The sequence below is a fragment of the Arthrobacter sp. 08Y14 genome (genome assembly GCF_002929455.1).
In the GTDB taxonomy this organism is placed as follows: Bacteria; Actinomycetota; Actinomycetes; order Actinomycetales; family Micrococcaceae; genus Arthrobacter_B; species Arthrobacter_B sunyaminii.
In genome coordinates this window covers 97,027-120,343 of record NZ_PJIX01000002.1, presented here as the reverse complement: position 1 = coordinate 120,343, position 23,317 = coordinate 97,027, and the positions used below count along the sequence as shown (strand labels likewise).

Genomic DNA, 23,317 nt, shown 5'->3' with positions numbered 1-23,317 from the left:
GTTAAAGGCAAGGGTTTCCCCTAACTAATACAGATTGGACCCTAATGGCCGATTCAGGCGGCAAGGTCAAACTCAATGAATTGGCCGTTGAGGCGGGAGTTTCACTCTCCACGGTTTCGAAAGTCCTCAACGGAAGATCAGATGTGTCCGCACAGACGCGGGCAAAAGTCGAGGAGCTCCTCGGCAAGCACGGATATCAGCGGCGCCCGGGCCTGCCGAACAGAGACACACTGATCGAGCTCGTTTTCCCCGAACTCGAGACAGCCTGGGCCATGGAGATAATTCGGGGAGTCGAAAATGTCGCCCGTGCCAACGATTTGAGCGTTGTACTTACCGAGTCAGGTGACCGCCATTCCCCGTCCCCGGCCTGGATCACCGGGGTTCTCCGCCGGCGCCCGGTCGGGGTGGTGCTCCTCTTCGCCGATCTCGCGGCGGAAGCCAAGGCGGCCCTGAAATCCCGCGCCATTCCGTTCGTCATCATCGACCCGGCCGGCGATCCGGCCCCCGATGTTCCCGCGGTCGGCTCGGCGAACTGGTCCGGCGGCCTCGTTGCCACCCGCCATCTCATCGAACTGGGACACAGCAGGATTGCCGCGATCACCGGCCGCGACGACATGATGTGCTCCTTCGCCCGCGTCGACGGATACCGGTCCGCCATGAACTCGGCCGGTCTTGAGATCGATGAACGCTTCGTTCGATTCGGCAACTTCCGGGTGGACGGCGGCCGCCGCATCGCCCTTGAGCTCCTGTCGCTGCCGGACCGACCCACAGCGATCTTCGCGGGAAGCGACCTCCAGGCACTTGGCGTCATCGAGGCGGCCAGAACCCTCGGGCTGCGGGTGCCCCTTGATTTGTCCATCGTCGGTTATGACGATCTGCAGCTCGCCCAGTGGTCCAGCCCTGCCCTCACAACTGTGCATCAGCCGCTCACTGAGATGGCCGAGGAGGCGGCGCGGCTCGTCATCCGCATGAGTGAGGGCACCCTGGAAACCATCCCCCGTATGGACCTCGCAACGCGGCTCGTCATCCGTGACAGTACGGCCGCGCCGGCTGCGGGCTGACGGGCCAAGCAGAGATCAAGCCCTCGGCCTTCATCTCACCTTCGAGTCCTGCTCGGATCTGCACCATTGCTCTTTACAGCTGCGCACCTATCCAGAGGCCAATTACGGCGGCGGCTACGGAAAGAACGAGCATGACGATACCGCTGATGAACGACGCGCCGTAGCGGCCCTTTTTGATCAGCTGCACCGTCTCGTAGCTCGCCGTGCTGAACGTGGTGTAGCCGCCGAGGAACCCGGTGCCGATGACGATGCCGACGTCGGTCGACACAAAGTGCTCGATGGTGAGGCCGGTAAGAAAGCCGAGCACAAGGGAACCGGAGACGTTGATGATCGTCGTAGCCCATGCGAACCGCGTCTTGGAGTGGGCGCGGATGAAGCCGTCCAGCATGAACCGCACCACGGCGCCCAACCCGCCGGCCAGGGCGAGCAGCAGGAAAATTCCCGGGGTCATGTTGCGTCCTCCTGCTCATCTTTACGCGGACTCGAGCTCCGGTTATTGACGGCACTCGCAATGGCGATGCCCGCCCACGTGGCGCAGGCGCCGACGATCACCGTTGCCAGTGCGTAGATCACCGCGGACCCGGGAAGCCCGTCACGAAAGAGCACCGCAGTGTCGGTGGCCAGCGAACTGTAGGTGGTGAAGCCGCCGCAGAAGCCGGTGCCGAGCAGCAGCTTGAGGTTCGCGCCGGTCGGGCGCGCCTTGTCGAGGCGGGTGACGGCTTCATAGAGGTAACCGAGCAGGAAAGCGCCGATCACGTTGATGATCGGGATGGCAATAGGAACCTCGCCGAGGTTCGGGATGGCGAGCGAAAGGCCCTCGCGGCTGGCGGCACCGAATCCACCGCCGACGAAGACAAGCGCAATCGCCGCCCAGCGCAGGTAGGACGGACGCGTAGCGGTATTCATTCGATGCTCCGAGGTTGGGTGGGGTTCCGGGAAACGCCGACGTCCGGGCGCTTCTCGGAAAAGTCGGGGTAAATGCCCATTTTTCGACGGTACCCCTCTGCCCGTGCGCCTTCAATGCTGCAGGCTCTTGGGCGTCTGCGCTGGCCGGAACGCCGCAAAATGAAGGGACTCACAGGCCCGCTGCCCGTGGCCCTGCTTGCGAAGAAGAAGCAGGGCCGCGGACAGCCAAAGACCAGGAGCTAGTGCCGGCCAGGAACCGCAGAGGAAGCCGCAACCGGTCCGGGAACCGTACCTCCGGGCACAGCCGCCGCCCCGGGCGCCGCCTGCGGACGCGGGGGAAGCGGAGCCGGCTGAAGCGACGGATAGCCGGTCATGGCGGGCGGCTGATCCGTGGGTATCTCCGACAGCATTTCGCGCAGGATGCCAACGCCGTGCTCCAGCTGAGGGTCGTCCCCTGCCACATAGGCATGCGGCGGGAACGCCACCTCAATGTCCGGCTCCACTCCGCGGTTTTCCACACCCCAGCCCACGCCGCTCGTGAACCAGAAGGCGTACCGCGGCTGGTTGACGGCGGTACCGTCCATGAGCTGGAACCGCCCGTCAATGCCGACGACGCCGCCCCAGGTCCGCGTGCCGACCACGGGACCGATACTGCGCAGCTTGGCCACTTGGGTGATGATGTCACCGTCGGAACCGGCGAACTCGTCCGTTAGGATCACCACGGGGCCGCGGGGAGCATGATCCGGGTAGGGAGTGGGTTTTCCGCCGCGGGGGTTCGCCCAGGCAGTCACCTTCCGCCCGATCAGCTCGGCCACCAGCTGGGACGTGTGTCCCCCGCGGTTGCGCCGGACGTCCACCACCAGGGCCTGCTTCGATGCCTCCTGGTCCAGGTCACGGTGCAGCTGTGACCAGCCGTTGGCCACCATGTCCGGGATGTGCAGATAACCGAAAGCGCCGTCGGATGCGTCGCGGACAATGCGGCGGTTGGCGTGGACCCAGTTCTGGTAACGGAGGCGTTCCTCGCTGCGCAGCGGCACGACGGCGATACGGCGCTGGGAGGGTGCGCCGTCGTCGTTTGTGGAGACAATGGTCAGCTCCACGGTTCGGCCGGCCGCCCCGGCAAGCAGTGGAGCGGGTCCTTCGCTGGCCGGAACGGGCTGCCCGTCCACAGCGGCGATTATGTCGCCGGGGTGAACGTCCGCACCCGGGGCGCTCAGCGGTGACGTAGCCTGCGGGTCCGAAGACTCGGCGCCAAGAATGCGCACCACCTCCCAGCCGCCGGCTCCCGGCAGCAGGTCAGCACCGAGGAACCCCTGGCTTCCCGAGCCCGGTTCCGTGACGGGAGCCGGAGTGACGTAGGCGTGGGAGGTGCCAAGCTCTCCGTGCATTTCCCAGAGCAGGTCAACCAGGTCATCGTGGCCGCCGAGGTTCTGGACCAGCGGCCGGTAGCGGGAGTGGACGCCTTCCCAGTCCAGTCCGCCCATGTCCGGAGCCCAGAAGAAGTCGCGCTGCAGCCGCCAGGCTTCGTCAAAGGCCTGCCCCCACACCTGAACCGGATCAATCCGCACCCGGATGCGGTCCAACTCCACCCGGATGTCTTCACCGGTTCCTTCCTCCACCTTGGCGGAGGAGGGAACCACCCGGACACCGCCGTCGTGGCGCACCACCACCTTGGTGCCGTCACCGCTGACCTGAAAATCGTCCAGGGCCGGTACAAGGACGGACAGATCCTTCTTCACGAGATCGAAGCGTTCCAGCCGGGAGGCCGGGTCACGGTCAGTGGCTGTGGCCCGGCCATCACCGGTCACACCGTAGATGTCAGCGGCCTGCCAAAGCAGGGCTGAGTCTGCGGTCCGGAGCTTCTCGTAGCGTCCCTGCGGGACGGGAACGGCAATAATCCGGTCCCCTATCCGGTCAGCATCCACCACCACATCAGGAACCGCGGCGGCCTTTGCCCCGCCGTTATCTTTGGCCACGTCCGTTGCGGCAACGGCCGCGATGCCCGAAACCGAAGGCCCAAAGGGTGACGGTGTGCCCGCTGCCAGCGCCACCAGGAACGGCTTGGTGGAGGACGGGAAGCTCAAATCGAAGCGGTGCGTGTCATAGACAGGATCAAAGCTGCGCTCGGAAAGGAAGGCCAAGTAGCGGCCGTCAGTGGTGAACGAGGGATCGTGATCGGTAAACCGGCCGTCAGTCACATCGACCACCGGTGCTTCCGTATCCAGCACGGACCGGAGCCGGATCCGGGTGCGCCCGTCCGCACTGGACGGTTCCGCCCAGGCAAGCCACTGGGAGTCCGGCGAGAAGGCGAGCTGATCTACGGCGCCAAAGCCCGTGGAGGCCACCGGGAACAGCTGGGCCGCAGCGACGTCGAGCACGAAGACTTCACCGTATTCGGTCGCCACGCCCACGCGCTTTCCGTCCGGACTGGGCGCCAGCTGGCTGACCCGGGTGGGCCGCTCGAACTCCACACGGACAGTGCTGTCCACCGGTTTGGGGGCGGATTCGGGCGTGGAGGCGGATTCGGGCGACTGTCCTCCCGCCGGAGATTCTGCAGCCAGCGGACTTTCCTGCGGCAACCCGGCAGACCCGGCGGCGGACACCGGGCTGGGCAGAACCAGGCCGGCGCCGTCTGCGTCTTTCGCGGCAGGTTCAAAAACGGGCGCTTCCTCCGCGGCCCCGGAGCCGGCACCGGATCCAACCGACACCTCGGCGAAGACATCCTTAATGTAAATTGCTTCTTCCCCCTGGCGGTCCGAGACGAACACGGCCCGGGAATCGCCCAGCGGGCGGCCAAGGCGGGCGCGTACCGCGGAATCCGCCTCAATGACCCGGGAGGGCCCGTCTCGGTGGGTGAGCCAGTGAAGCGTGCCGTGGGTTTCCACCACGCTGGCGTTTCCGGCGGCATCGGGGAGAACGCCGGCAAGATGCCTGGCAACGTCCAGCGGACGCGGGCGCCGGGCAGTGCCGGCGGACCCAAGGACGATGTCCAGGGGCTGGGCTTCAGCGTCCAGTGAGGGCAGCAGCCACAAACGTCCTGCCGATTCGAAGACAATGCGGCTTCCGTCCGAGGAAGCGTGGCGGACATAGAAGGTGTCAAAGTCCGTGTGCCGGCGCAGATCCGAGCCCGACGGCGTCACCGAATACAGGTTGCCGTATCCCTCGTGGTCGGACAGGAAAGCAACCCGGCCCTCAATCCACATGGGGTCCGAGAGGTTGCCGTCGAGCTCGGGAACAAGGCGTTCGAACTCCCCGTTGCCATCCGCGTCGATCCACAGTTTTCCGGCCGTGCCGCCGCGGTAGCGCTTCCACCAGGCCTGTTCACGGGTGAGCATGCTGCCGATGACCATGGGGCGTTCATCGCCGACGGCCGGTCCTTCGGCGATGGTTTCCACCGGGCCGTACGGAAGCTTGACGGGCGCCGCGCCGTCCAGGGGAACGGCGAAGGCCCACCGCAGGCGGCTGTCCTCCTGCTCCACGGAACTGGTGGCAATAACCTGCCCCGCCGAGTTGAATCCCTTCATGCGGGTACTTTGACTGCCCCAGAAGGTCAACTGCCGGAAGTTCCCGCCGTTGACATCCGCAGTGACGATCTCCGGAGCACCGCCCTGGACCACCTGCCACGCCACTTGGGTGCCGTCCGGAGAGAACTTCGGGCTGCGGGCCGGCAGCTGCATGGAAGAAACGCGCCAGGCACGTCCGCCGGTAACCGGCGCCATCCAGACGTCGTCTTCCGCCACAAAGGTGACGAGATCGCCATGCAGATCGGGGTAACGAAGGTAAGCAGTTGAACTCATGGATCGATCCTATCTTTCACGGACCGCTCGGCTTTTCAGAAACAGGCCGGCTGCGGCAAATCGCGGAGACGGGGATCAGCCCGATGAGGCCGGCACCGGCGGCACCGCTAACATCCACAATTCAGCCGGGCGGCGCCAAAATGTCCTCGATGCGCCAGCCGTCGGCAGTCCGCACCATAACCAGGACAACGTCTTGGTTGGTTAGTGCCGCCACGTTCCGGACCATTGCCCCCCGTGCGTCACGTTCCGCGTAGGCGGAAGTGGAGACGGCGGCCCGTATGCTGACCCTCCCTTCCTCCCCCGGCACGGCCGGTCCCGCGGACACAATCTCGACCTCCAGTCCGGAGAGCACTGTGCCGGAGGCCTCGAGCTTGGAGATTTCCGCCTGATCCGCTGCCATGGCCGGCGAGCGCGGCGCGTTGATGTCCGTGAGCAACTCCGCGTCAGCTGCGGTGAACGCGCGTGCCCTCAATTCGGCGAGGGCACGCGCCGCCGCCACCGGATCGCTGCCGTTGACCATGAGCTGCAGCTCCGGATCCGTTGTCCGGGCCAGCGATAACTGTTCGGCAGGTTCGTCCGGTTCCGTCCCCGGGTCTGCGCCTGTGTCTGTGTCTGCGCCATTGACGGGGGCGGCACCCGACGCAGGCGGCACGGTTTCGGGTTCCCCTGACGCGGCGCCCTGCAGAATTTCCGGCGCTGCTACCGCCACAGCTCCCAGTCCCATGGTTGCTGCCACGAGTACGGCAGCTGCCCCCAGCAGCGCCCGGTTTGGCCGGTGTTTCTCCTCCCGGTGTTCCGGAAGGGCGCCCTCCCGGTGCGCCTGCCCCGGGTTTGCCCGCCGGACCCACCTCCGCAAACCGCCGGCGGCTCTTCCTCGCTCCAGCCGGGATCGGCGCGTGGGTAATCCATCAGCGGGACCGGGAGCCTTCGCCAGGGCCAGGTTTAACGGCTCGGCGGGCATCGATTCAAACACCCGGCGGGCAAACTCAGCAGCGTCAGGCCGAAGCCCCGCTTCCTCCTGCAGTCCGGCATCAATAGCCTCAGCGAGCGCTGCCGGGATTTCAGGAACCAGGACGGACAGCGGCAGGCGACGTTCAGCCGGGGGCAGGGCCCGTCCCGTCAGGATGAGCCATCCCACCGAGGCCAGGGCCAGGACGTCACCCTCCTGCGACGCCGCTGATACCCGCCCGGTTCCGAGCAGGGCCGCAGTCCCGAGATCGGCCAACAGGGGTTTACCGCTGGAAGTGAAGAGGATGTTGTTGGGCGAAACCTCACCGTGACAGACGTTCAGGGCATGAAGATAAGCCAGCACTGACGCCATCCCCACCAGCACCGTCACGGCCTCTCCCGGCTCGAGAGTGCCCCGGGCCTGCAGCACCCGGCCAAGGGAACCTCCCTGTGCCCACTCCATCAGCAGCCCCGGACCCTGATCCGTATCCAGGACGGTGTGGACGCGCAACAGGTTTTCATGCTCAAAACGGGACAGGATGTTCAGCTCGCGCCGGGTTTCAAAGGTGGTTCCGGGAGCACCCGGTGAGGCAGCGGGAATCTTCAGCGCAAAGCGGGCACCGTCGCTCTCCCTCGCCACGGCCCATACCCGGGCCGTGGCGCCCGAGCCGAGCAGCTGCCCGGCCCGGTACCCCTCATCCACTTCCGGCGGGCGGGCTGGACCAGCCGGTTCATTGAACTCCATGCACTCTGTTGTAGTCCGAACCGCCGCATCGTGCAGAAGTTATCCACAGCTGTTCAAGGCACGGGATCACACTCTCTTTCAGGGTGTGATCAACGCCATAGTCGGAACTTCTGCCGCGGCAGTCTAGGCTGTCCCCATGGCTTTGGAGTTCCTGCGCATCGGCCTTGCCCCGGATTACGTGAATTACCTGGATGGTTGGGACCGGCAACGTGCCCTGCATGAGCGTGTACTGGCCGGCTCGGCACCGGACACGGTGTTGCTGCTGGAGCATTCCCCCGTGTACACAGCCGGCAAACGGACTGAGGACCATGAACGGCCCTTCGACGGAACGCCGGTGATCCCCGTGGACCGCGGCGGCAAGCTTACCTGGCACGGCCCGGGCCAGTTGGTGGGATACCCCATCCTTCGGCTGCCCGATCCCAGCAAGGTCGCAGACTATGTGGCCACGCTGGAGGACGCACTCATCGCCGTCCTCGCCGACTACGGGATCCGCGGCGAACGGGTCGCCGGGCGCTCCGGCGTGTGGGTGCGCGACGGCGGCCCCGACCGGAAGATCGCCGCAATCGGCATCCGGGTCAACCACGGCGTCACGATGCACGGCTTCTCGCTGAACTGCAGCAACGATCTGGCCCCCTACGCGCAGATCGTGGCCTGCGGAATCACCGACGCGGGAACCACTTCCATCTCGGCCGAGACCGGCCAAGTTGTCGCGCCTGCCGATCTGGTGGCCCGGGTGGAGGAAGAACTCCTTCGCCGCAGGGACCATCTTGTCCGCGAACATCCTGTTCGGGTCACGGACACCATCTCTCCGGAACCGGGCGCCACAGCGCCAGGCCGGCTGAAAGGATCCCTCCTATGACTCTCGCCCCCGAAGGACGCCGCCTGCTGCGCATAGAACAGCGCAACGTAGCCGTGCCCGTGGAACGCAAGCCGGAGTGGATCAAGGCCAAAGTGGCCATTGGCCCCGAGTACGTGCACCTGAAGGAACAGGTCAAGAAGGAAGGCCTGCACACCGTCTGCGAGGAGGCCGGCTGCCCCAACATTTTCGAATGCTGGGAGGACAAGGAGGCCACCTTCCTGATTGGCGGCTCCGAATGCACCCGCCGCTGCGACTTCTGCCAAATCGACACCGGCAAACCGTCAGCGGTGGACCTCTTCGAGCCCACCAAAGTTGCCCGTTCGGTGCAGAAGATGAACCTGCGCTACGCCACGGTCACCGGCGTGGCCCGCGACGACCTCGAGGATGAGGGTGTCTGGCTCTATGCAGAAACCATCCGGAAGATCCACGAACTGAACCCGGGCACCGGCGTCGAAATCCTGATTCCGGACTTTTCCGGCAAACCCGAGCACATCGAGGCAATCTGCGCTGCCCGCCCCGAGGTCTTTGCCCACAACGTGGAAACCGTGCCGCGGCTCTTCAAGCGCATCCGGCCGGCCTTCCGCTACGAGCGTTCGCTTGACGTCATCACGCAGGGACAGAAGCTGGGCATGGTCACCAAGTCCAACCTGATCCTGGGGATGGGTGAAACACGCGAGGAGCTTTCCGGCGCCCTCCGGGATCTGCGCGACGCCGGTTGCGACCTGATCACGATCACCCAGTACCTGCGCCCCAGTGAGCGCCACCTTCCGGTGGACCGGTGGGTGAAGCCGCAGGAGTTTGTCGAGCTCAGCGACGAAGCCACGGAACTGGGTTTCCTGGGTGTGATGAGCGGACCTCTTGTCCGTTCCTCTTACCGGGCGGGACGGCTCTGGGCGGGCGCTATGCGCAGGAAAGGCCTTGACCTGCCCCCTCAGCTGGCACATATCGAGGATTCAGGCTCCACCCTCCAGGAAGCGTCCAGCATTCTCGCGCGCCGCTGACCGCCCTGTACGCCCGGCGCGAACCGGCACCGCCCGAACAGCCGGAGTTACGCTTTCGCGCTGTTTCACGGCACGGAGCGGATACGGATATCACGTAGAATTGAACCACTATGGCCAACAGCACAGATTCTGACGCACCCAAGAGCGCCCGCCGCGGCCTCTTCTCCCGCAAGCCCAAAGCGGAAAAGAAGAAAAAAGGCCCGGGCCGCATGAAGCAGATCGCCGACGTCTTCAAGATGACGCGGCGCAACGACCCCAACCTGGTGTGGGTGATGGCAGGTGCGTTCCTGGGCATCATCGCCGTCGGGCTGCTGATCGGCCTGCTGATCGACAACTGGATCACGATGCTCATCATCGCGGTCCCCCTGGGCCTGCTGGCCGCTGTTTTCATCCTGTCCCGCCGCGCCGAACGTGCAGCCTTCACCCAAATTGAGGGTCAGCCGGGAGCTTCCGGCGCCGCGCTCAGCATCCTGCGCCGCGGCTGGATCCTGGAAGAGCAGCCCGTTGCCGTGAACCCGCGCAGCCAGGAAGCCGTCTTCCGTGCCATCGGACGCCCGGGCATCGTCCTGGTGACCGAGGGCGCACCGGGCCGCGCGAAGGCACTGGCCGACGGCGAACGCCGCCGTATGAACCGCATCGCGCCGAACGTACCCGTGCATGTCATCCAGACCGGCAAGGGAGAGAACCTCACGCCGCTGTCACAGGTCGCAAAGAAGGCCAAGAAACTGCCCAAGTCGCTGACCAAGCAGGAAGTTCAGGCCGTCAACAAGCGCCTGGCTGCCCTGGGAACGCGCCTGCCGATCCCCAAGGGCATTGACCCGTACAAGGCCCGTCCGGACCGCAAAGCTTCACGCGGACGGTAAAGGCCTCCACAACACCAAACGAATGAAGGGCCCCTCCTCTGGAGGGGCCCTTCATTGTTGACGGATAAGAAACAAATCAGCGGGTGGGACGGTTTCGCTAGTGCTTGACCTTCACGAGGACGGTTCCCATGGCGCGGTCGTGCAGGCCGCGCTGGTCCTCATCGAAGACAACGGCCGGAATCACCACGCACAGCAGGACGGTGCGGACGACGGCGGCCAGCGGCCCGGCGGGCCGGCCGTCCAGCTTCTGGACCTGCAGGCTGAACGCGCGGTGGCCAATGCCGTATCCCAGCAACGACACGAGCACGATCTGCTCCACGGCAAAAATGGCGAGAATGGCGGTGGAGGAGCCGTCAAAAAACGCATAACCAATGACCGAAGCGATAGCCCAGTCAATGATGATTGCGCCCAGCCGCGGGCCCACGCGCGCGATGCTGCCGGGACCGGTCTTTGGCCGCCCAAGCCGCTTGCCCGGCCAGGAATTCTCGTCGGAGGGAGGGCCTTCAAGCCACGAACCTAAACTTCTTCTATCAACCACCGTTTAAGACTACCCGGCCTGTGTGTTGCGCCGGCCCGGGTGGCAAATGCCCGCCTCTGTTCCGTACACGCTAGGGTGGAGGGGAGACTTCGGTTTGCGTAACTTGGCTGAAACACGGCCGTCACGGATGAGAAATTAGTTGGCCTTAGAGTTCTAAGCAGTTGACAGGGAGCCCGTTTCCAGCCTGCTGCAGGTCAGGATGTGCAGTCCGGAGTCATCCACCCAATCGTGTATAAGGAGCAAAGTACCGATGTTCAAAACTGCGGACGAAGTCCTCAAGTTCATCGCTGACGAAGATGTGAAGTTCGTCGACATCCGATTCACCGACCTCCCCGGAGTGCAGCAGCACTTCAACGTACCGGCGAAGTCCGTAGATGCCGACTTCTTCATCAATGGCCAGCTCTTCGACGGGTCTTCCATCCGCGGGTTCCAGGGCATCGCCGAATCCGACATGCAGCTGATTCCCGACGTGACCACCGCGTTCCTGGATCCGTTCCGCATCGAGAAGACCCTGGCGCTGAACTTCTCCATCGTCAACCCCCGCACGGGCGAGCCGTACCACCGCGACCCGCGCGGCGTTGCTGAGCGCGCCGAGGCCTACCTGGCTTCCACCGGCATTGCCGACACGGCCTACTTCGGTTCCGAGGCCGAGTTCTACATCTTCGACAACGTCCAGTACGAGTCCTCCCCGCAGGGCAGCTTCTACAAGGTTGACTCCATTGAGGCACCGTGGAACAGCGGCCGCGAAGAGGCCGGCGGAAACCTCGGCAACAAGACCCCGTTCAAGGGCGGCTACTTCCCCGTGGCGCCCGTGGACAAGCAGGCGGACCTGCGCGACGCGATCTGCGTGGAGCTGGACAACGCCGGCCTCGAGGTTGAGCGCGCCCACCATGAGGTTGGCGGTGCCGGCCAGGCCGAGATCAACTACAAGTTCACCACCATGACGCACGCGGCCGATGACCTGCTGAAGTTCAAGTACATCGTCAAGAACGTCGCCGATGCCTGGGGCAAGTCCGCCACCTTTATGCCGAAGCCGGTCTTCGGTGACAACGGCTCCGGCATGCACTGCCACCAGTCGCTCTGGAACGGCTCCACTCCCCTGTTCTACGACGAGAAGGGTTACGCCGGACTGTCCGACGTCGCCCGCTGGTACATCGGCGGCCTGCTCAAGCACGCTTCCGCCGTCCTGGCCTTCACCAACCCGACGGTCAACTCCTACCGCCGCCTGGTCAAGGGCTTCGAAGCCCCGGTCAACATGGTGTACTCGCAGGGCAACCGCTCCGCCGGTATCCGCATCCCGATCACCGGTTCCAACCCGAAGGCCAAGCGCCTTGAGTTCCGCGCTCCGGACCCTTCCTCCAACCCGTACCTGGCGTTCGCGGCACAGCTAATGGCCGGCCTGGACGGCATCAAGAACCGCATCGAGCCTGCCGACCCGATCGACAAGGATCTCTACGAGCTTCCCCCCGAAGAGGCCCGCGGCATCCAGCTGGCACCGGGTTCACTGGAAGAGGCACTCGATGCGTTGGAGAACGACAACGAGTTCCTCCAGGCCGGCGGCGTGTTCACCCAGGACCTCATTGACACCTGGATCGAATACAAGCGCGAAAACGAAATCCAGCCGCTGCTGCTGCGCCCGAACCCGTACGAGTTCGAGCTCTACTACGGCTGCTAAGCCCTAGCTCCGGTCGCGGGGCTACCCCGCAGCAGAGCCCCGCATACCCTGCCTCACGGCAAGGGCATGCGGGGCTCTGTGTTTATGAGGGGTCCGGGATCAGTTGAATTTGCCCCGGTATTTGGTGATCGCCAGCGCGTAAGCAACGGCCAGGACTGCCGCTAGCCAGGCCAGGGCAACCCAGATCCCGGTGCCGGCCGGCTCCTGCGCAAACAGGGCGCGGATGCTGTTCACGATCGAGGTGACGGGCTGGTTCTCGGCAAACCATGCGACCGCTCCGGGCATCGTGGTGGTGGGAACGAACGCCGAGCTGATGAACGGCAGGAAGATCAGCGGGTAGCTGAACGCACTCGCGCCGTCGACAGTTTTCGCCGAGAGGCCGGCAAGCACGGCAATCCAGGTCAGTGCCACAGTGAAGAGCACCAGGATTCCCAGCACCGCCAGCCAGGCGGCCACCGATGCTCCGGTACGGAACCCCATGATCACCGCGACGCCGATGACGACGGCGAGGGAGATCAGGTTGGCAGCCAGCGAAGTGAGCACATGCGCCCAGAGCACACTCGACCTCGCGATGGGCATTGAGGAAAACCGTTCGAAGATGCCTCCCTGCAGGTCTAGGAACAACCGGTATGCGGTGTAGGCGACACCTGACGCGATGGTGATTAACAGGATGCCGGGAAGCATGTAGTCCAGATAGGACTCGTCGGATCCGGTGTCGATCGCCCCGCCCAGGACGTACACGAACAGCAGCATGAGTGCCACCGGAGTGACAGCGGTGGTGATGATCGTATCCGGGCTGCGCATGATGTGGCGCAGCGACCGTCCGGTCAGCACGCGCGTGTTGGCAAGGCTGTGCGTAGTCATTTTTGGTCCTTTCTTGCCGGGGCCGGACCGTCGAGACCGTCCCCGAGGCCGTCCCGGTGGCTCCCGCCGTCGCCTACCCCGCCAACGAGGGAGAGGAAGACGTCTTCCAGCGACGGCTGCTTCTCGACATACTCGACCTCGACGGGCGGGAGGAGCTGCTTGAGTTCGGCCAGGGTGCCGTTCTGGATGATCCTGCCCTGGTGAAGGATCGCGATCCGGTCGGCGAGATGTTCTGCCTCGTCGAGATGCTGCGTCGTGAGCAGCACGGTGGTGCCGCCGTCGGCGAGGTCCCTGATGGTCCGCCACACCTCGATGCGCGCCTGCGGGTCGAGTCCGGACGTCGGCTCGTCGAGGAAAATGACGGGCGGGCTGCCAATCAGGCTCATGGCAATGTCAAGCCGCCGCTGCATGCCGCCCGAGTAGGTGCCCGCTCGGCGGCTGCCGGCATCAGAGAGTGAAAAGCGGGCCAGGAGGCGGTCGGCCGTTTGGCCGGGGTCTTTGATCTGCCGAAGTTTAGCCATGAGGACAAGATTCTCCCTGCCGGTCAAAATCTCATCGATTGCCGCGAACTGTCCGGTCAAGCTGATGGATTCGCGGATCCGGGCAGGTTCGCTGCCTACGTCGAAGCCGCAGACAGCGGCTGTGCCGGCGTCGGCCCTTAGGGTAGTTGCCAAGATGCGCACCAGCGTGGTCTTGCCGGCGCCGTTGGAGCCCAGCAGCGCAAAGATGCTCCCCGCCGCCACCTCAAAATCCACGCCCCGCAGCACGTGAATGTTCTTGAACGACTTTTCGATGCCCTGGACCCGTACCGTGGGTGCAGTGGCTTGGTTATGCGTCATGGTCCCGGCCTTCCGCCGTGGTTACGCTTCCTCTGCGGCTTGGTCAATGGCCTCGTTGAGGCGTTTGCGCTCCTTGTTGATCCACTGACCGTCCGTGTAATTCCGGAGAAAGTCCTCGGCGAACTCCACCGGGTCTTCTCCGACGATGCCGCGGATCGGAGTTCCGTCAGCAGCTGCTCCCTCGAACAGATCGGCAAGATCCTCAACCATCTGCAGGAAGACATCACTCTTCGCGATCGTTCCGGCGTACGTAATGTAGCGCTCCAGCCCGTCGATCGCGGTGCGGTAGCCGGCGGGGAGTGCCTCTTTACGGGCCTTGTACCGGCGCCAGCGCTTTTTGTCTTCGAACGAGCCGGTCACCAGCTCGATCCATTTTGCGGTCATGAGGTTCCTTCTTCCTGCACGTTTTCCATCCTGCGGCGGAGCTCCCCGATCCGACCGGCCAGGAAATCCCAGGATCCCCAAAAATCCTCGAGGTATTCCCGTCCCGGAGCATTGAGTGAATAGACCTTGCGGGGCGGCCCCTTTTCCGACGGGATCTTTTCCACGTCCACAAGGCCCCGTTTTTCGATCCGGACCAGCAGCGCGTACACGGTGCCCTCCGCAATGTCGGAGAATCCCTGTTCGCGCAGCCGGGCCGTGATTTCGTAGCCGTACGCCGGCCGCACGGCCAGCAGTGCAAGGACGATGCCCTCGAGCGTGCCTTTGAGCATCTCGGTCATCTGCTTACCCATGAACCAACCCTTGCTACTTGGTGTTACTTAGTACTGGTAGATAGTAACACTGAATAGCTGGCGGGCAATAGTCCTTGGAAGTCGAATACAGTGATCGGATGACAAACCAAGTGGAGACCCGGCCGCCGCTAAGCGACAAGCTTTCAGGCGCCGAGTTCGCGCGGTGTATTCAGGACCCGATGCCTCGGTGACCTCATGAAATGAGCCAAAGCTCCAGCTCCCGGCTCGCGCCGTCGGATAATTCCAGAATCCTCCGGTGCTTGCCACAAATCCCGGATCCGCAGCTCGCTCCCCCGCGGCCCCATCCGCTGCCTCAGCAGCCTGGGATCCGTGTGGGCGCGGAAGACCATGGCGGCAGGCGCGTCAAACTCCCGGGCTGAGAGTTAGGGTTTGGTGTCCGGCTGGAGCACTCGCCACGGGCTTGTTCCGATCCACGGGGGCTAGTAGGAGGAGAACGGATCGGAGAATATCGCTGCGAGGATCAGGACCGAGAGCAGCGTGAAAATGACGCCCAGGATCAGCCCGATGATGCCGAAAACCTTGTACACGGGAGCACGGCCGCTCTGGTTGGAAAGCCCGATGGCGGAGAAGGCGCCGGCGGCAAGGCCAATCGCCGAGCCGACAAACGGGATAAAGAACATGAAGAAAGACAGGATCCCCAGAATGAACCCGGTCAGGGCAAGCGGGTTGGAGCGCAGGGGTTGCTGGCCGTAGCCCGGGTAACCCGGGTACCCGGGATATCCCGGATAGGCCGGATAGGCCGGGGGCTGTCCTGCATATCCCTGCTGATACCCCTGGTAGCCCTGCTGTCCATCCGCAGCCGCCGCCCCCGCGTAGCTTTGGAATTGGGCTGGAGCCTGGAATGCCGGGTAAGCCTGCTGCTGTCCGCCCGGGTAGCCCTGGTTGCCCGGGTAGGACGGGCTCTCTTCGGCTCCGGCGCCGGCGTCGGGTAACGCCCCGGCCTGCGGGACCGCTGGGGTTTCAGGGCCGGGTTGCTCCCTTGCCGGTTCCCCGGCTGCTGCCCGGCCGGAGCCCGCAGACTCAGCCGGCGCCAGCGGCATGGTGTGCATGCTCCAGTCCTGGCCGTTCCACCATTTCTGCTGGTCCGGGTTCGTTGGATCCTGGTACCAGCCTGGCAATGGCGAGGTCATGTGGTGTTCTCCTGGGGTGGCCGGCGGAGCCGGGGTGGTAAATGGGTTGTAGTCCATACGGTAGCCGATCCGGGGTGAAAATCAGCTCTGTATGAACAGCAAGCCGCGTGCCGGTCAGGGCACCATTTGGGTGTTCACCGACGAGGTGTCAGCAGGGAAATTGTTGAGCATACTGATCTCGGCGGCTGAAACACCGCCGGTCACGAGGGCGCAGCCTGCCACGATTGCCGTGATGTGGGCGGTTGCCGAACGTTGGGTGCGTTGTCTGGTTTTTGCGGCATGCCTGAGCATGGATCCCTCCAATGGTTACTGTTGATTTCCGGTGCGGCGCACTGCCGTTGGACCGGAGAGAGTCGGGAGTTCACGGACGGCGCAGGGGCGCTCATCCACTCCGGGGCGGTGTTTGGCGTGCGGATCTTTTTCGCTGGATCGCCAACAAATACCTGCCACCGACAAGTCTAGGAGCGGCTTCTGCAGCAATTCAACGTGGGTCTGATCACCTTCTGATCGGGCCGGCAGCGGCCTTAACGACGACGGCGGCCGCCCCCGAAGGGAACGGCCGCCGTCGTCGCACCAGAGGTGCCGGTGAGGTAAGCGGAGCTAAAGCACCTTGGCCAGGAAATCCTGCAGCCGGGGATGCTTGGGTGAGGAGAAGAACGTCTCGGGGTCGCCTTCCTCCACGATGTGACCGTCCGCCATGAAGATCACCCGGTCCGCCACTTCGCGGGCGAAGCCCATTTCGTGGGTTACCACCACCATGGTCATGCCGGCCTTGGCGAGGTCGCGGATGACCTGCAGCACCTCGCCCACCATCTCAGGGTCAAGGGCAGAGGTCGCTTCGTCGAAAAGCATAATGTCCGGTGCCATCGCCAGTGCCCGTGCAATCGCTACACGCTGCTTCTGGCCGCCCGAGAGCTGCGCGGGGCGGGCATCGGCCTTGTCCGCCAGACCCACCTGGTCCAGCAGGCGCAGGGCGTTGGCCCGCACCTCGGCCTTGGAACCCTTCTTCAGCTCCAGCGGCGCGAGCATGACATTCTGCAGCACGCTCATGTGCGGGAACAGGTTGAAGTGCTGGAACACCATCCCGATATTCTGGCGGACCTTGTTCAGGTCAACCTTGGGATCGGTGATGCTGACCCCGTTGACCTCCACCTCACCGGCAGTGATGTCTTCCAGCTTGTTCAGGCAGCGCAGGAAGGTGGACTTGCCGGAGCCGGAGGGGCCGATAACGCAGACCACTTCGCCTTCGGTAACGGTGACGTCGAGGCCTTTGAGAACCTCGTTGGTGCCGTAGGACTTGCGCAGTCCGCGGGTGACGATCTTGCTCACTTGTTAAACCTCTTATCCAGTACATCCGCCAGCTTGGTCAGCAGCGTGATGACGATGAAGTACAGGGCACCCACGATCAGCAGCACCTCGGCGGTGCGGAAGTTCACGGCATAGATCTGCTGGGCCTGGTACGTGAGTTCGGCAAAGCCGATAACCGCCAGCAGCGATGTGTCCTTCAGGGTGATGACGAATTGGTTGATGAAGGAGGGCGTCATGATCTTCACGGCCTGCGGGATGATGACCTTCTGCATCGTCTTTCCGTAGCCGAGGCCCAAGCTGCGTGCAGCTTCCATCTGCCCCGGATCCACTGACTGGATGCCGCCGCGCACGATTTCCGTCATGTAGGCACCCGCGTTCAGAGACAGCGTCAGCACGCCGGCGGTCAGCACGTCCACCGGCTGTCCGATCAGCTGCGGCAGGCCGAAGTAGAAGAAGAACGCCTGCACCAGGACGGGGGTGCCGCGGAAGATGCTCACGTAGGTGGTGGCTATGCCGCGCAGGATCACGTTGTGGCTGACCTTGAAGAAGCCGAAGAGCACGCCGAGCACCAGGGCAAAGACCAGGGACAGTGCGGTGGCGAGCAGCGTCAGCCCCAGGCCCTTGGCGAAGGCCGGAGCGTTGTCCGTTACTAGGGACCAGAAACTGGAGTCTTCAGCACCTGCTTCGAGGTAGCGGTCCAGGATCTCGTCGTATTCGCCGCTGTCCTTCAGCTCGGCCAGGCCGGAGTTGAAGGCCGCCAGCAGTTCGGGATTGGTGCCCTTGTTCACGGCAAAGCCGTAGGAGGACCCAACTTCCTTGTCCGTGACGGTCTTCAGACCGTTGCCGGACTTGATGCCGTAGGCGAGCACGGGGTAGTCGTCGAAGACGGCCACGGAGCCGCCGGACTTGACGTCGTCGTACATTTGCGCGGACTGGGCAAAGGCCACCACGGTGAAACCGTACTGGTCCTTGATGGACTCCGCGAAGGTCTGGCCCTCGGTGCCCGTCTTGACCGCCACACGCTTTCCGGCGAGATCTTCGTAGCCGGTGATCTCATTGTTGTTCTCGGCGACGGCCATCTGGATGCCGGACTCGAAGTACGGGTCGGAGAAGTCGAAAGTTTTCTGGCGTTCCTCGGTGATGGACATGCCGGCAATGACGCCGTCCACCTGGTTGGACTGCAGCGCCTGGAGCGCCGCATCAAACCCGAGGGAGCGGATGTCGACGGTGAAGCCCTCTTCCTCGGCGATCGAGTTGAGCAGGTCCATGTCGATGCCCACGAGTTCGCCGTCCTGGCGGAACTCAAAGGGCGCGAAAGTGGTGTCCGTGCCGACGGAGAAGCTTTCGCCCTCGACGGTCTTGGGGTCCTCAGCGGCGTAGGCCGCGGTTGCGGGGACGCCAAGGAGCAGTGCGATGGCCGCGGTCGCCGCTATGAACGGGGCGGCGAGCTTAGCCGGGCCTCGACGGGCCCGTGTGCCGGTTTGCAAGGTGAAAACGTCTCCTAGATGTTCCGAATCGGCACAGAAATGCCGATAATGCCTCATAGAGCCTACCCAGCCGGGAGCTCAGGAACTAACCGGGAGGGTGGCGGGCCGGGATTCGCCCGCCGTCGAAGCAGGTGTCAGTGCGTGTTGTAGCCGTAGAACCAGCGCTCAAAAACTGCCCTTGAACGGCGCGTGATCCGGAGGTAATCCTCCTCCAGAACGCCGCCCTGTCCCGCCCCGTAACCGCACCAGCGGGCCACAGCTTCCAGTTCCTGGCGTGAGGAAGGCAACACGTCCGGGTAACGTCCGCCCCTGATGACGTTGGCGCTGCGGATCCTGCTGGCCAGCAGCCAGGCTTCGCGGAGGATCGCTGTGTCCGCCTCGGGAATCAGACCCGCCGCAGCAATGGCATCCAGTGCCGGGAGCGTGGATGTGGTGCGCAGTTCAGGATGGGTGCCTGCGTGTTCAAGCTGCAGCAGCTGCACCAGCCACTCGACGTCGCTGAGCGCCCCGCGGCCGAGCTTGAGCTGCCGCGAGGGATCGGCGCCGCGCGGCAGGCGTTCGTTTTCCACGCGTGCTTTGATGCGCCGGACTTCCACAATGTCGTGCTCACTGACGCCCGCCGAATAGCGGATCGGATCGATCAGGTCGATGAAGTCGGCGGCGAGGTCGTCGCTGCCGGCCATGGGCCGGGCCCGCAGCAATGCCTGCGCTTCCCAGATCAGCGACCAGCGGCTGTAGTACTCGCGGTAGGACCCCAGGCTGCGGACCAGCGGCCCGTTGCGTCCTTCCGGGCGCAGGCCGGCATCCAGGACCAGCACTTTCTCTGCCAGGATGGCAGGCGTGCACGGCTGCTGCAGCAGGGCCGAGAGCTGCCCGACAATGCGCTCGGCCTGGGACTGTGCAGCCCCGGGATCCGCTCCGGGCAGTGCCCGGTGGACGTACAGGACATCTGCATCGGATCCGTAGCCGATTTCCCGCCCGCCCTGCCGGCCCATCGCCACCACCAGCATGTCGGTGAGCTTCTCCTCCTGCTCCAGCACGGCGCCTTCGGCAACGTGCAGTGCCCCCAGGACCGCAGCCCGGTCCGCGTCAGCGAGCGCCTGGCCCACCTCTTCCTGGGTAAGCAGGCAGGCACTGTCGGCAAGCGCAATCCGCAGCATCTCGCGCCGGCGGATCAGCCTGATCAGCCGCATGGCCTCCTGCGGTTTGGGATGGCGGGACATCTTCGACCGGATTTCCTGCCATTGCGCGTCGAAGGTCATCGGCACCAGGAATTTGTCAGTATCCAGCCAGGCCGTGGCTTCCGGCGAGACCTCCAGCAAATCGGTGATGAACCTGCTGGAGGACAGGATGGAGCACAGCCGCTCCCCCGCGGCTGACGAGTCACGCAGCATTCCCAGGTACCAGTGGGTCTCTCCCAGCGATTCGCTGAGGCGCCGGAAGCCCAGCAGGCCGGCGTCGGGATCCACGCCGTCGGCGAGCCAGCCCAGCAGCACGGGCAGGAGCTGGCGCTGCAGGGCAGCCCGGCGGCTGATGCCGGTGGTCAGCGCCTCGATGTGCCGCATGGCCCCCTTGGGGTCCGCATAGCCCAGTGCAGCCAGCCTGGCCTGCGCGGCTGTCGGCGTGAGCCGTACCTCATCCGCGCTGAGGTTCGATGCCGTATTCAGCAGCGGCCGGTAGAAGATACTTTCGTGGAGACGGCGCACCAGCCGCTTGGTGCGCTGCCAGGTCTCGGTGAGCCGTTCCGCCGTAGGACGCCCAACGGCCAGCGATCCGCTGGCGGCCTTGGCCAGTGCCCGCAGGGCCGCTTCGGACTCCGGCATCAGATGCGTGCGCCGCATGTGCACCAACTGGATCCTGTGTTCGAGCACGCGCAGGTACCGGTAGGCGGCATCCAGGTCCACGGCATCGGTGCGTCCGATGTAGCCGCCCTCGCTCAGCGCCGCGATGGCCGCCGTCGTACTGCGCACGCGCAGGGTTTCATCGGTCCGCCCGTGGACCAGCTGGAGGAGCTGGACGGTGAATTCGACGTCGCGCAGACCGCCGCTGCCCAGCTTCAGCTGCCGGGCTTCTTCGTGGGCGGGGATGTTGTCTGTGACCCGGCGGCGCATCGCCTGTACAGCTTCCACGAAGCCCTCGCGCTCGGTGCTGGACCAGATCAGCGGCGCCACTGCCTCCTCATACCGGCGGCCGAGGTCCGGGTCCCCTGCCGCGGCACGGGCCTTGAGCAGCGCCTGGAACTCCCAGGTGTGCGCCCAGCGCGAGTAGTAGCTCAGGTGTGAATCGAGGGTGCGGACCAGGGGCCCGTCCTTGCCCTCGGGCCGCAGGTTGGTGTCCACTTCCCACAGTCCCGGCTCGGGGGCGGAGGCGTTGATGGCACGGGAGATCCCCGCCGCCAGAGCGGTTCCTATCCGCGACGCGAGCGTCTCGTCCAGCCCCGGAGCCTCCATCACGTAGATGACGTCGACGTCGGATATGTAGTTGAGTTCCCGCGCACCGGCTTTGCCCATGGCAATGACGGCAAGGCGCACCCGGGAAATATCCTCTGCCGCGTAGCTGGTGGCCAGCTCGGCACGCGAGACAGCCAGCGCCGCTTCCAGAGCGGCACCCGCAAGGTCTGCGAGCTCGCGCCCGACGGCGGGCAGCACGTCGGTGGGCGAGGCGGAACCGAGGTCCCGCACGGCAAGGTCCAGCAGGTGCCTGCGGTATCTGGCCCGCAGGGCAACGTAGGCTTCCGTTCCCGTCAGTCCGGCCACCGGTGCGCTGCCGGTACCGGCCTTGACGGATTCCAGCAGCGAGGCCCGCAGGGTGTCCCCGGGCACCTCCGCGGGTTCGGCACGCAGCGGAGCGCGCAGGCTGTCCGCTGCCTCAGGGTGGCGCATCAGGAACTCTCCCAGCGCCTCTGAAGCACCCAGGAGCCTGAAGAGGGCCTCGCTTTCCTGTTCGCCCGCCTCAACCAGCTCCCGCAGCGAGGGAACGCGGTCCAGCAGCCGGACCAGCGACTGCAGCGCCATATCCGGATCCGCGGCCTGCAGGAACCCGGTAAACAGCGCCTGCTCATCAAGCCCGTCCAGCTCGGGAGCCTGCAGGAAACGGCTGCTTTTGTCCAGGTCGCTGAAGCCTGCGGCGATCAGCCGGCGGGTGAGACTCACGGGATGCCCTCCATCTCTAGAGAATGCCCAGGTTCTTCTTCAGCTCGAACTGGGTGACGTGCTGGCGGTACTCGTTCCATTCGGCACGCTTGTTGCGCAGGAAGTTCTCAAAGACCTGCTCACCGAGGATCTCGGCCACCAGCTCGGACTCTTCCATGGCCCGGACGGCGTCATGCAGGGATGCCGGCAGCGGATCCAGGCCCATGGCGCGGCGTTCGGCAACCGAGAGGCTCTCAATGTCGTCCTCGGCGCCGGCGGGAAGCTCATAGCCTTCTTCGATGCCCTTGAGCCCGGCACCGAGCAGAACGGCGTAGGACAGGTACGGGTTGGCTGCGGAGTCGATGCCGCGGTATTCAATCCGCGCGGACTGGCCCTTGCCCGGCTTGTACAGCGGCACCCGGACCAGCGCGGAACGGTTGTTGTGGCCCCAGGACACGTAGCTGGGCGCCTCCCCGCCGCCCCACAGGCGCTTGTAGGAATTCACGAACTGGTTCGTGACGGCAGTGAATTCCGGTGCGTGCCGCAGGATGCCGGCAATGAACTGGCGGGCGGTGCGGGACAGCTGGTACTCGGCGCCGGCTTCGAAGAACGCGTTGGTGTCGCCCTCGAACAGGGACAGGTGCGTGTGCATGCCGGAACCCGGATGATCCGAGAACGGCTTGGGCATGAACGTGGCGTAGCAGTTGGTGGTCAGGGCCACTTCCTTGACCACGGTGCGGAACGTCATGATGTTGTCTGCCGTCTGCAGGGCGTCCGCGTACCTCAGGTCAATCTCGTTTTGGCCGGGACCGGCCTCGTGGTGGCTGAACTCCACCGAAATGCCTACGGCTTCCAGCATGGACACCGCGGTGCGGCGGAAGTCCTGGGCCACGCCGCCGGGCACGTGGTCAAAGTAGCCGGCGCGGTCTACGGGGACGGGTTCGCCGTCGGGCCCGAGCTCATCGGACTTCAGCAGGTAGAACTCAATCTCGGGGTGCGTGTAGCAGGTGAAGCCCATGTCCGCGGCCTTGGCGAGCTGGCGCTTGAGCACGTTGCGGGGATCGGCCGCGGAGGGCTGGCCGTCGGGGGTGAGGATGTCGCAGAACATGCGCGAGGTCTGCTCGGAGTCTCCGCGCCAGGGAAGGATCTGGAAGGTGGACGGATCCGGCTGGGCCAGCATGTCTGATTCAAAAACGCGTGCCAGTCCCTCAATGGAGGATCCGTCGAACCCCAGGCCCTCTTCAAACGCGCCTTCGACTTCGGCCGGGGCCAGGGCTACGGACTTCAGCGTGCCCACAACATCGGTGAACCACAACCGCACAAACCGGACGTCTCGCTCTTCAATGGTGCGCAAAACGAATTCCTGCTGGCGGTTCATCCCTACCCTCTTTCTTCAGACGGTGGGACGGC

At 64.8% G+C, this 23,317-nt stretch carries 20 protein-coding genes; 6 read left to right on the top strand and 14 right to left on the bottom strand.

What is annotated here, in order from left to right:
- Window positions 1–44: 44 nt before the first annotated feature.
- The gene (locus CXR03_RS07115) at window positions 45–1,061 is read left to right on the top strand and encodes a LacI family DNA-binding transcriptional regulator (RefSeq protein WP_104103009.1); all 1,017 of its coding nucleotides are present in this window, start codon (window positions 45–47) and stop codon (window positions 1,059–1,061) included.
- A 73-nt stretch (window positions 1,062–1,134) separates the two neighbouring features.
- Here the strand turns inward: CXR03_RS07115 and crcB are convergent, their stop codons facing one another.
- The 4 genes from crcB to CXR03_RS07095 all read right to left on the bottom strand — a co-directional run bounded on the left by crcB (window position 1,135) and on the right by CXR03_RS07095 (window position 7,457).
- Window positions 1,135–1,512: a fluoride efflux transporter CrcB gene (crcB, locus tag CXR03_RS07110; protein WP_104103008.1), complete on the bottom strand. Its 378-nt coding sequence runs from the start codon at window positions 1,510–1,512 to the stop codon at window positions 1,135–1,137.
- Window positions 1,509–1,967 carry a CrcB family protein gene (locus CXR03_RS07105; protein WP_104103006.1) on the bottom strand — a complete coding sequence of 153 codons (459 nt, stop codon included), beginning with the start codon at window positions 1,965–1,967 and terminating at the stop codon, window positions 1,509–1,511. The genes crcB and CXR03_RS07105 overlap by 4 nt, the downstream gene beginning before the upstream one ends.
- A 239-nt stretch (window positions 1,968–2,206) precedes the next feature.
- The gene (locus CXR03_RS07100; RefSeq protein WP_104103005.1) at window positions 2,207–5,764 is read right to left on the bottom strand and encodes a S41 family peptidase; all 3,558 of its coding nucleotides are present in this window, start codon (window positions 5,762–5,764) and stop codon (window positions 2,207–2,209) included.
- A 121-nt stretch (window positions 5,765–5,885) separates the two neighbouring features.
- Window positions 5,886–7,457, bottom strand: coding sequence for a protein kinase (locus CXR03_RS07095; RefSeq protein ID WP_104103003.1), 1,572 nt, complete (start codon window positions 7,455–7,457; stop codon window positions 5,886–5,888).
- Between the two features lie 136 nt (window positions 7,458–7,593).
- Here CXR03_RS07095 and lipB point away from each other — a divergent pair, with 136 nt between their 5' ends.
- The 3 genes from lipB to CXR03_RS07080 all read left to right on the top strand — a co-directional run bounded on the left by lipB (window position 7,594) and on the right by CXR03_RS07080 (window position 10,180).
- The gene (gene lipB, locus CXR03_RS07090) at window positions 7,594–8,316 is read left to right on the top strand and encodes a lipoyl(octanoyl) transferase LipB (protein WP_104103002.1); all 723 of its coding nucleotides are present in this window, start codon (window positions 7,594–7,596) and stop codon (window positions 8,314–8,316) included.
- Entirely contained in the window at window positions 8,313–9,317 is a 1,005-nt protein-coding gene (lipA, locus tag CXR03_RS07085) for a lipoyl synthase (protein ID WP_104103000.1), read from the top strand. Before lipB ends, lipA begins: the two co-directional genes overlap by 4 nt.
- A 110-nt stretch (window positions 9,318–9,427) precedes the next feature.
- A complete protein-coding gene (locus tag CXR03_RS07080) occupies window positions 9,428–10,180 on the top strand; it encodes a DUF4191 domain-containing protein (protein ID WP_104102999.1) in 753 nt (250 codons plus the stop codon).
- Window positions 10,181–10,277: 97 nt separating this feature from the next.
- Here CXR03_RS07080 and CXR03_RS07075 read toward each other — a convergent pair whose 3' ends face one another.
- Window positions 10,278–10,718, bottom strand: a complete 441-nt coding sequence (locus CXR03_RS07075; RefSeq protein ID WP_104102997.1) for an RDD family protein — start codon at window positions 10,716–10,718, stop codon at window positions 10,278–10,280.
- 250 nt (window positions 10,719–10,968) lie between these two features.
- On the opposite strand from CXR03_RS07075, the gene glnA (CXR03_RS07070) reads away from it, so the two are divergent.
- Window positions 10,969–12,393: a type I glutamate--ammonia ligase gene (gene glnA, locus CXR03_RS07070; RefSeq protein ID WP_104102996.1), complete on the top strand. Its 1,425-nt coding sequence runs from the start codon at window positions 10,969–10,971 to the stop codon at window positions 12,391–12,393.
- Between the two features lie 99 nt (window positions 12,394–12,492).
- Here the strand turns inward: glnA (CXR03_RS07070) and CXR03_RS07065 are convergent, their stop codons facing one another.
- The 5 genes from CXR03_RS07065 to CXR03_RS07040 all read right to left on the bottom strand — a co-directional run bounded on the left by CXR03_RS07065 (window position 12,493) and on the right by CXR03_RS07040 (window position 15,981).
- Window positions 12,493–13,257, bottom strand: a complete 765-nt coding sequence (locus CXR03_RS07065; protein ID WP_104102994.1) for an ABC transporter permease — start codon at window positions 13,255–13,257, stop codon at window positions 12,493–12,495.
- Window positions 13,254–14,096, bottom strand: coding sequence for an ABC transporter ATP-binding protein (locus CXR03_RS07060; RefSeq protein WP_104102993.1), 843 nt, complete (start codon window positions 14,094–14,096; stop codon window positions 13,254–13,256). The genes CXR03_RS07065 and CXR03_RS07060 overlap by 4 nt, the downstream gene beginning before the upstream one ends.
- Window positions 14,097–14,117: 21 nt before the next feature.
- Window positions 14,118–14,480, bottom strand: coding sequence for a DUF1048 domain-containing protein (locus CXR03_RS07055; RefSeq protein WP_104102991.1), 363 nt, complete (start codon window positions 14,478–14,480; stop codon window positions 14,118–14,120).
- The gene (locus CXR03_RS07050; protein WP_104102990.1) at window positions 14,477–14,830 is read right to left on the bottom strand and encodes a PadR family transcriptional regulator; all 354 of its coding nucleotides are present in this window, start codon (window positions 14,828–14,830) and stop codon (window positions 14,477–14,479) included. Before CXR03_RS07050 ends, CXR03_RS07055 begins: the two co-directional genes overlap by 4 nt.
- A 440-nt stretch (window positions 14,831–15,270) precedes the next feature.
- Window positions 15,271–15,981 (bottom strand): DUF2510 domain-containing protein, encoded by a 711-nt coding sequence (locus tag CXR03_RS07040; protein ID WP_181034521.1) that lies wholly within the window; start codon window positions 15,979–15,981, stop codon window positions 15,271–15,273.
- Between the two features lie 91 nt (window positions 15,982–16,072).
- Between CXR03_RS07040 and CXR03_RS18135 the strand changes: the two genes are divergently transcribed.
- On the top strand, window positions 16,073–16,297 hold the full coding sequence (locus tag CXR03_RS18135) for a hypothetical protein (RefSeq protein ID WP_146070468.1): 225 nt from the start codon (window positions 16,073–16,075) through the stop codon (window positions 16,295–16,297).
- Window positions 16,298–16,581: 284 nt separating this feature from the next.
- Here CXR03_RS18135 and CXR03_RS07035 read toward each other — a convergent pair whose 3' ends face one another.
- The 4 genes from CXR03_RS07035 to glnA (CXR03_RS07020) all read right to left on the bottom strand — a co-directional run bounded on the left by CXR03_RS07035 (window position 16,582) and on the right by glnA (CXR03_RS07020) (window position 23,285).
- Window positions 16,582–17,310 (bottom strand): amino acid ABC transporter ATP-binding protein, encoded by a 729-nt coding sequence (locus CXR03_RS07035; RefSeq protein ID WP_104054677.1) that lies wholly within the window; start codon window positions 17,308–17,310, stop codon window positions 16,582–16,584.
- Entirely contained in the window at window positions 17,307–18,698 is a 1,392-nt protein-coding gene (locus CXR03_RS07030; RefSeq protein WP_237686826.1) for an amino acid ABC transporter substrate-binding protein/permease, read from the bottom strand. Before CXR03_RS07030 ends, CXR03_RS07035 begins: the two co-directional genes overlap by 4 nt.
- 212 nt (window positions 18,699–18,910) lie before the next feature.
- Complete coding sequence (locus CXR03_RS07025) at window positions 18,911–21,928, bottom strand: bifunctional [glutamine synthetase] adenylyltransferase/[glutamine synthetase]-adenylyl-L-tyrosine phosphorylase (protein ID WP_104102985.1); 3,018 nt, start codon at window positions 21,926–21,928, stop codon at window positions 18,911–18,913.
- 16 nt (window positions 21,929–21,944) lie between these two features.
- Window positions 21,945–23,285 (bottom strand): type I glutamate--ammonia ligase, encoded by a 1,341-nt coding sequence (gene glnA / locus CXR03_RS07020; protein WP_104102984.1) that lies wholly within the window; start codon window positions 23,283–23,285, stop codon window positions 21,945–21,947.
- Window positions 23,286–23,317 lie beyond the last annotated feature (32 nt).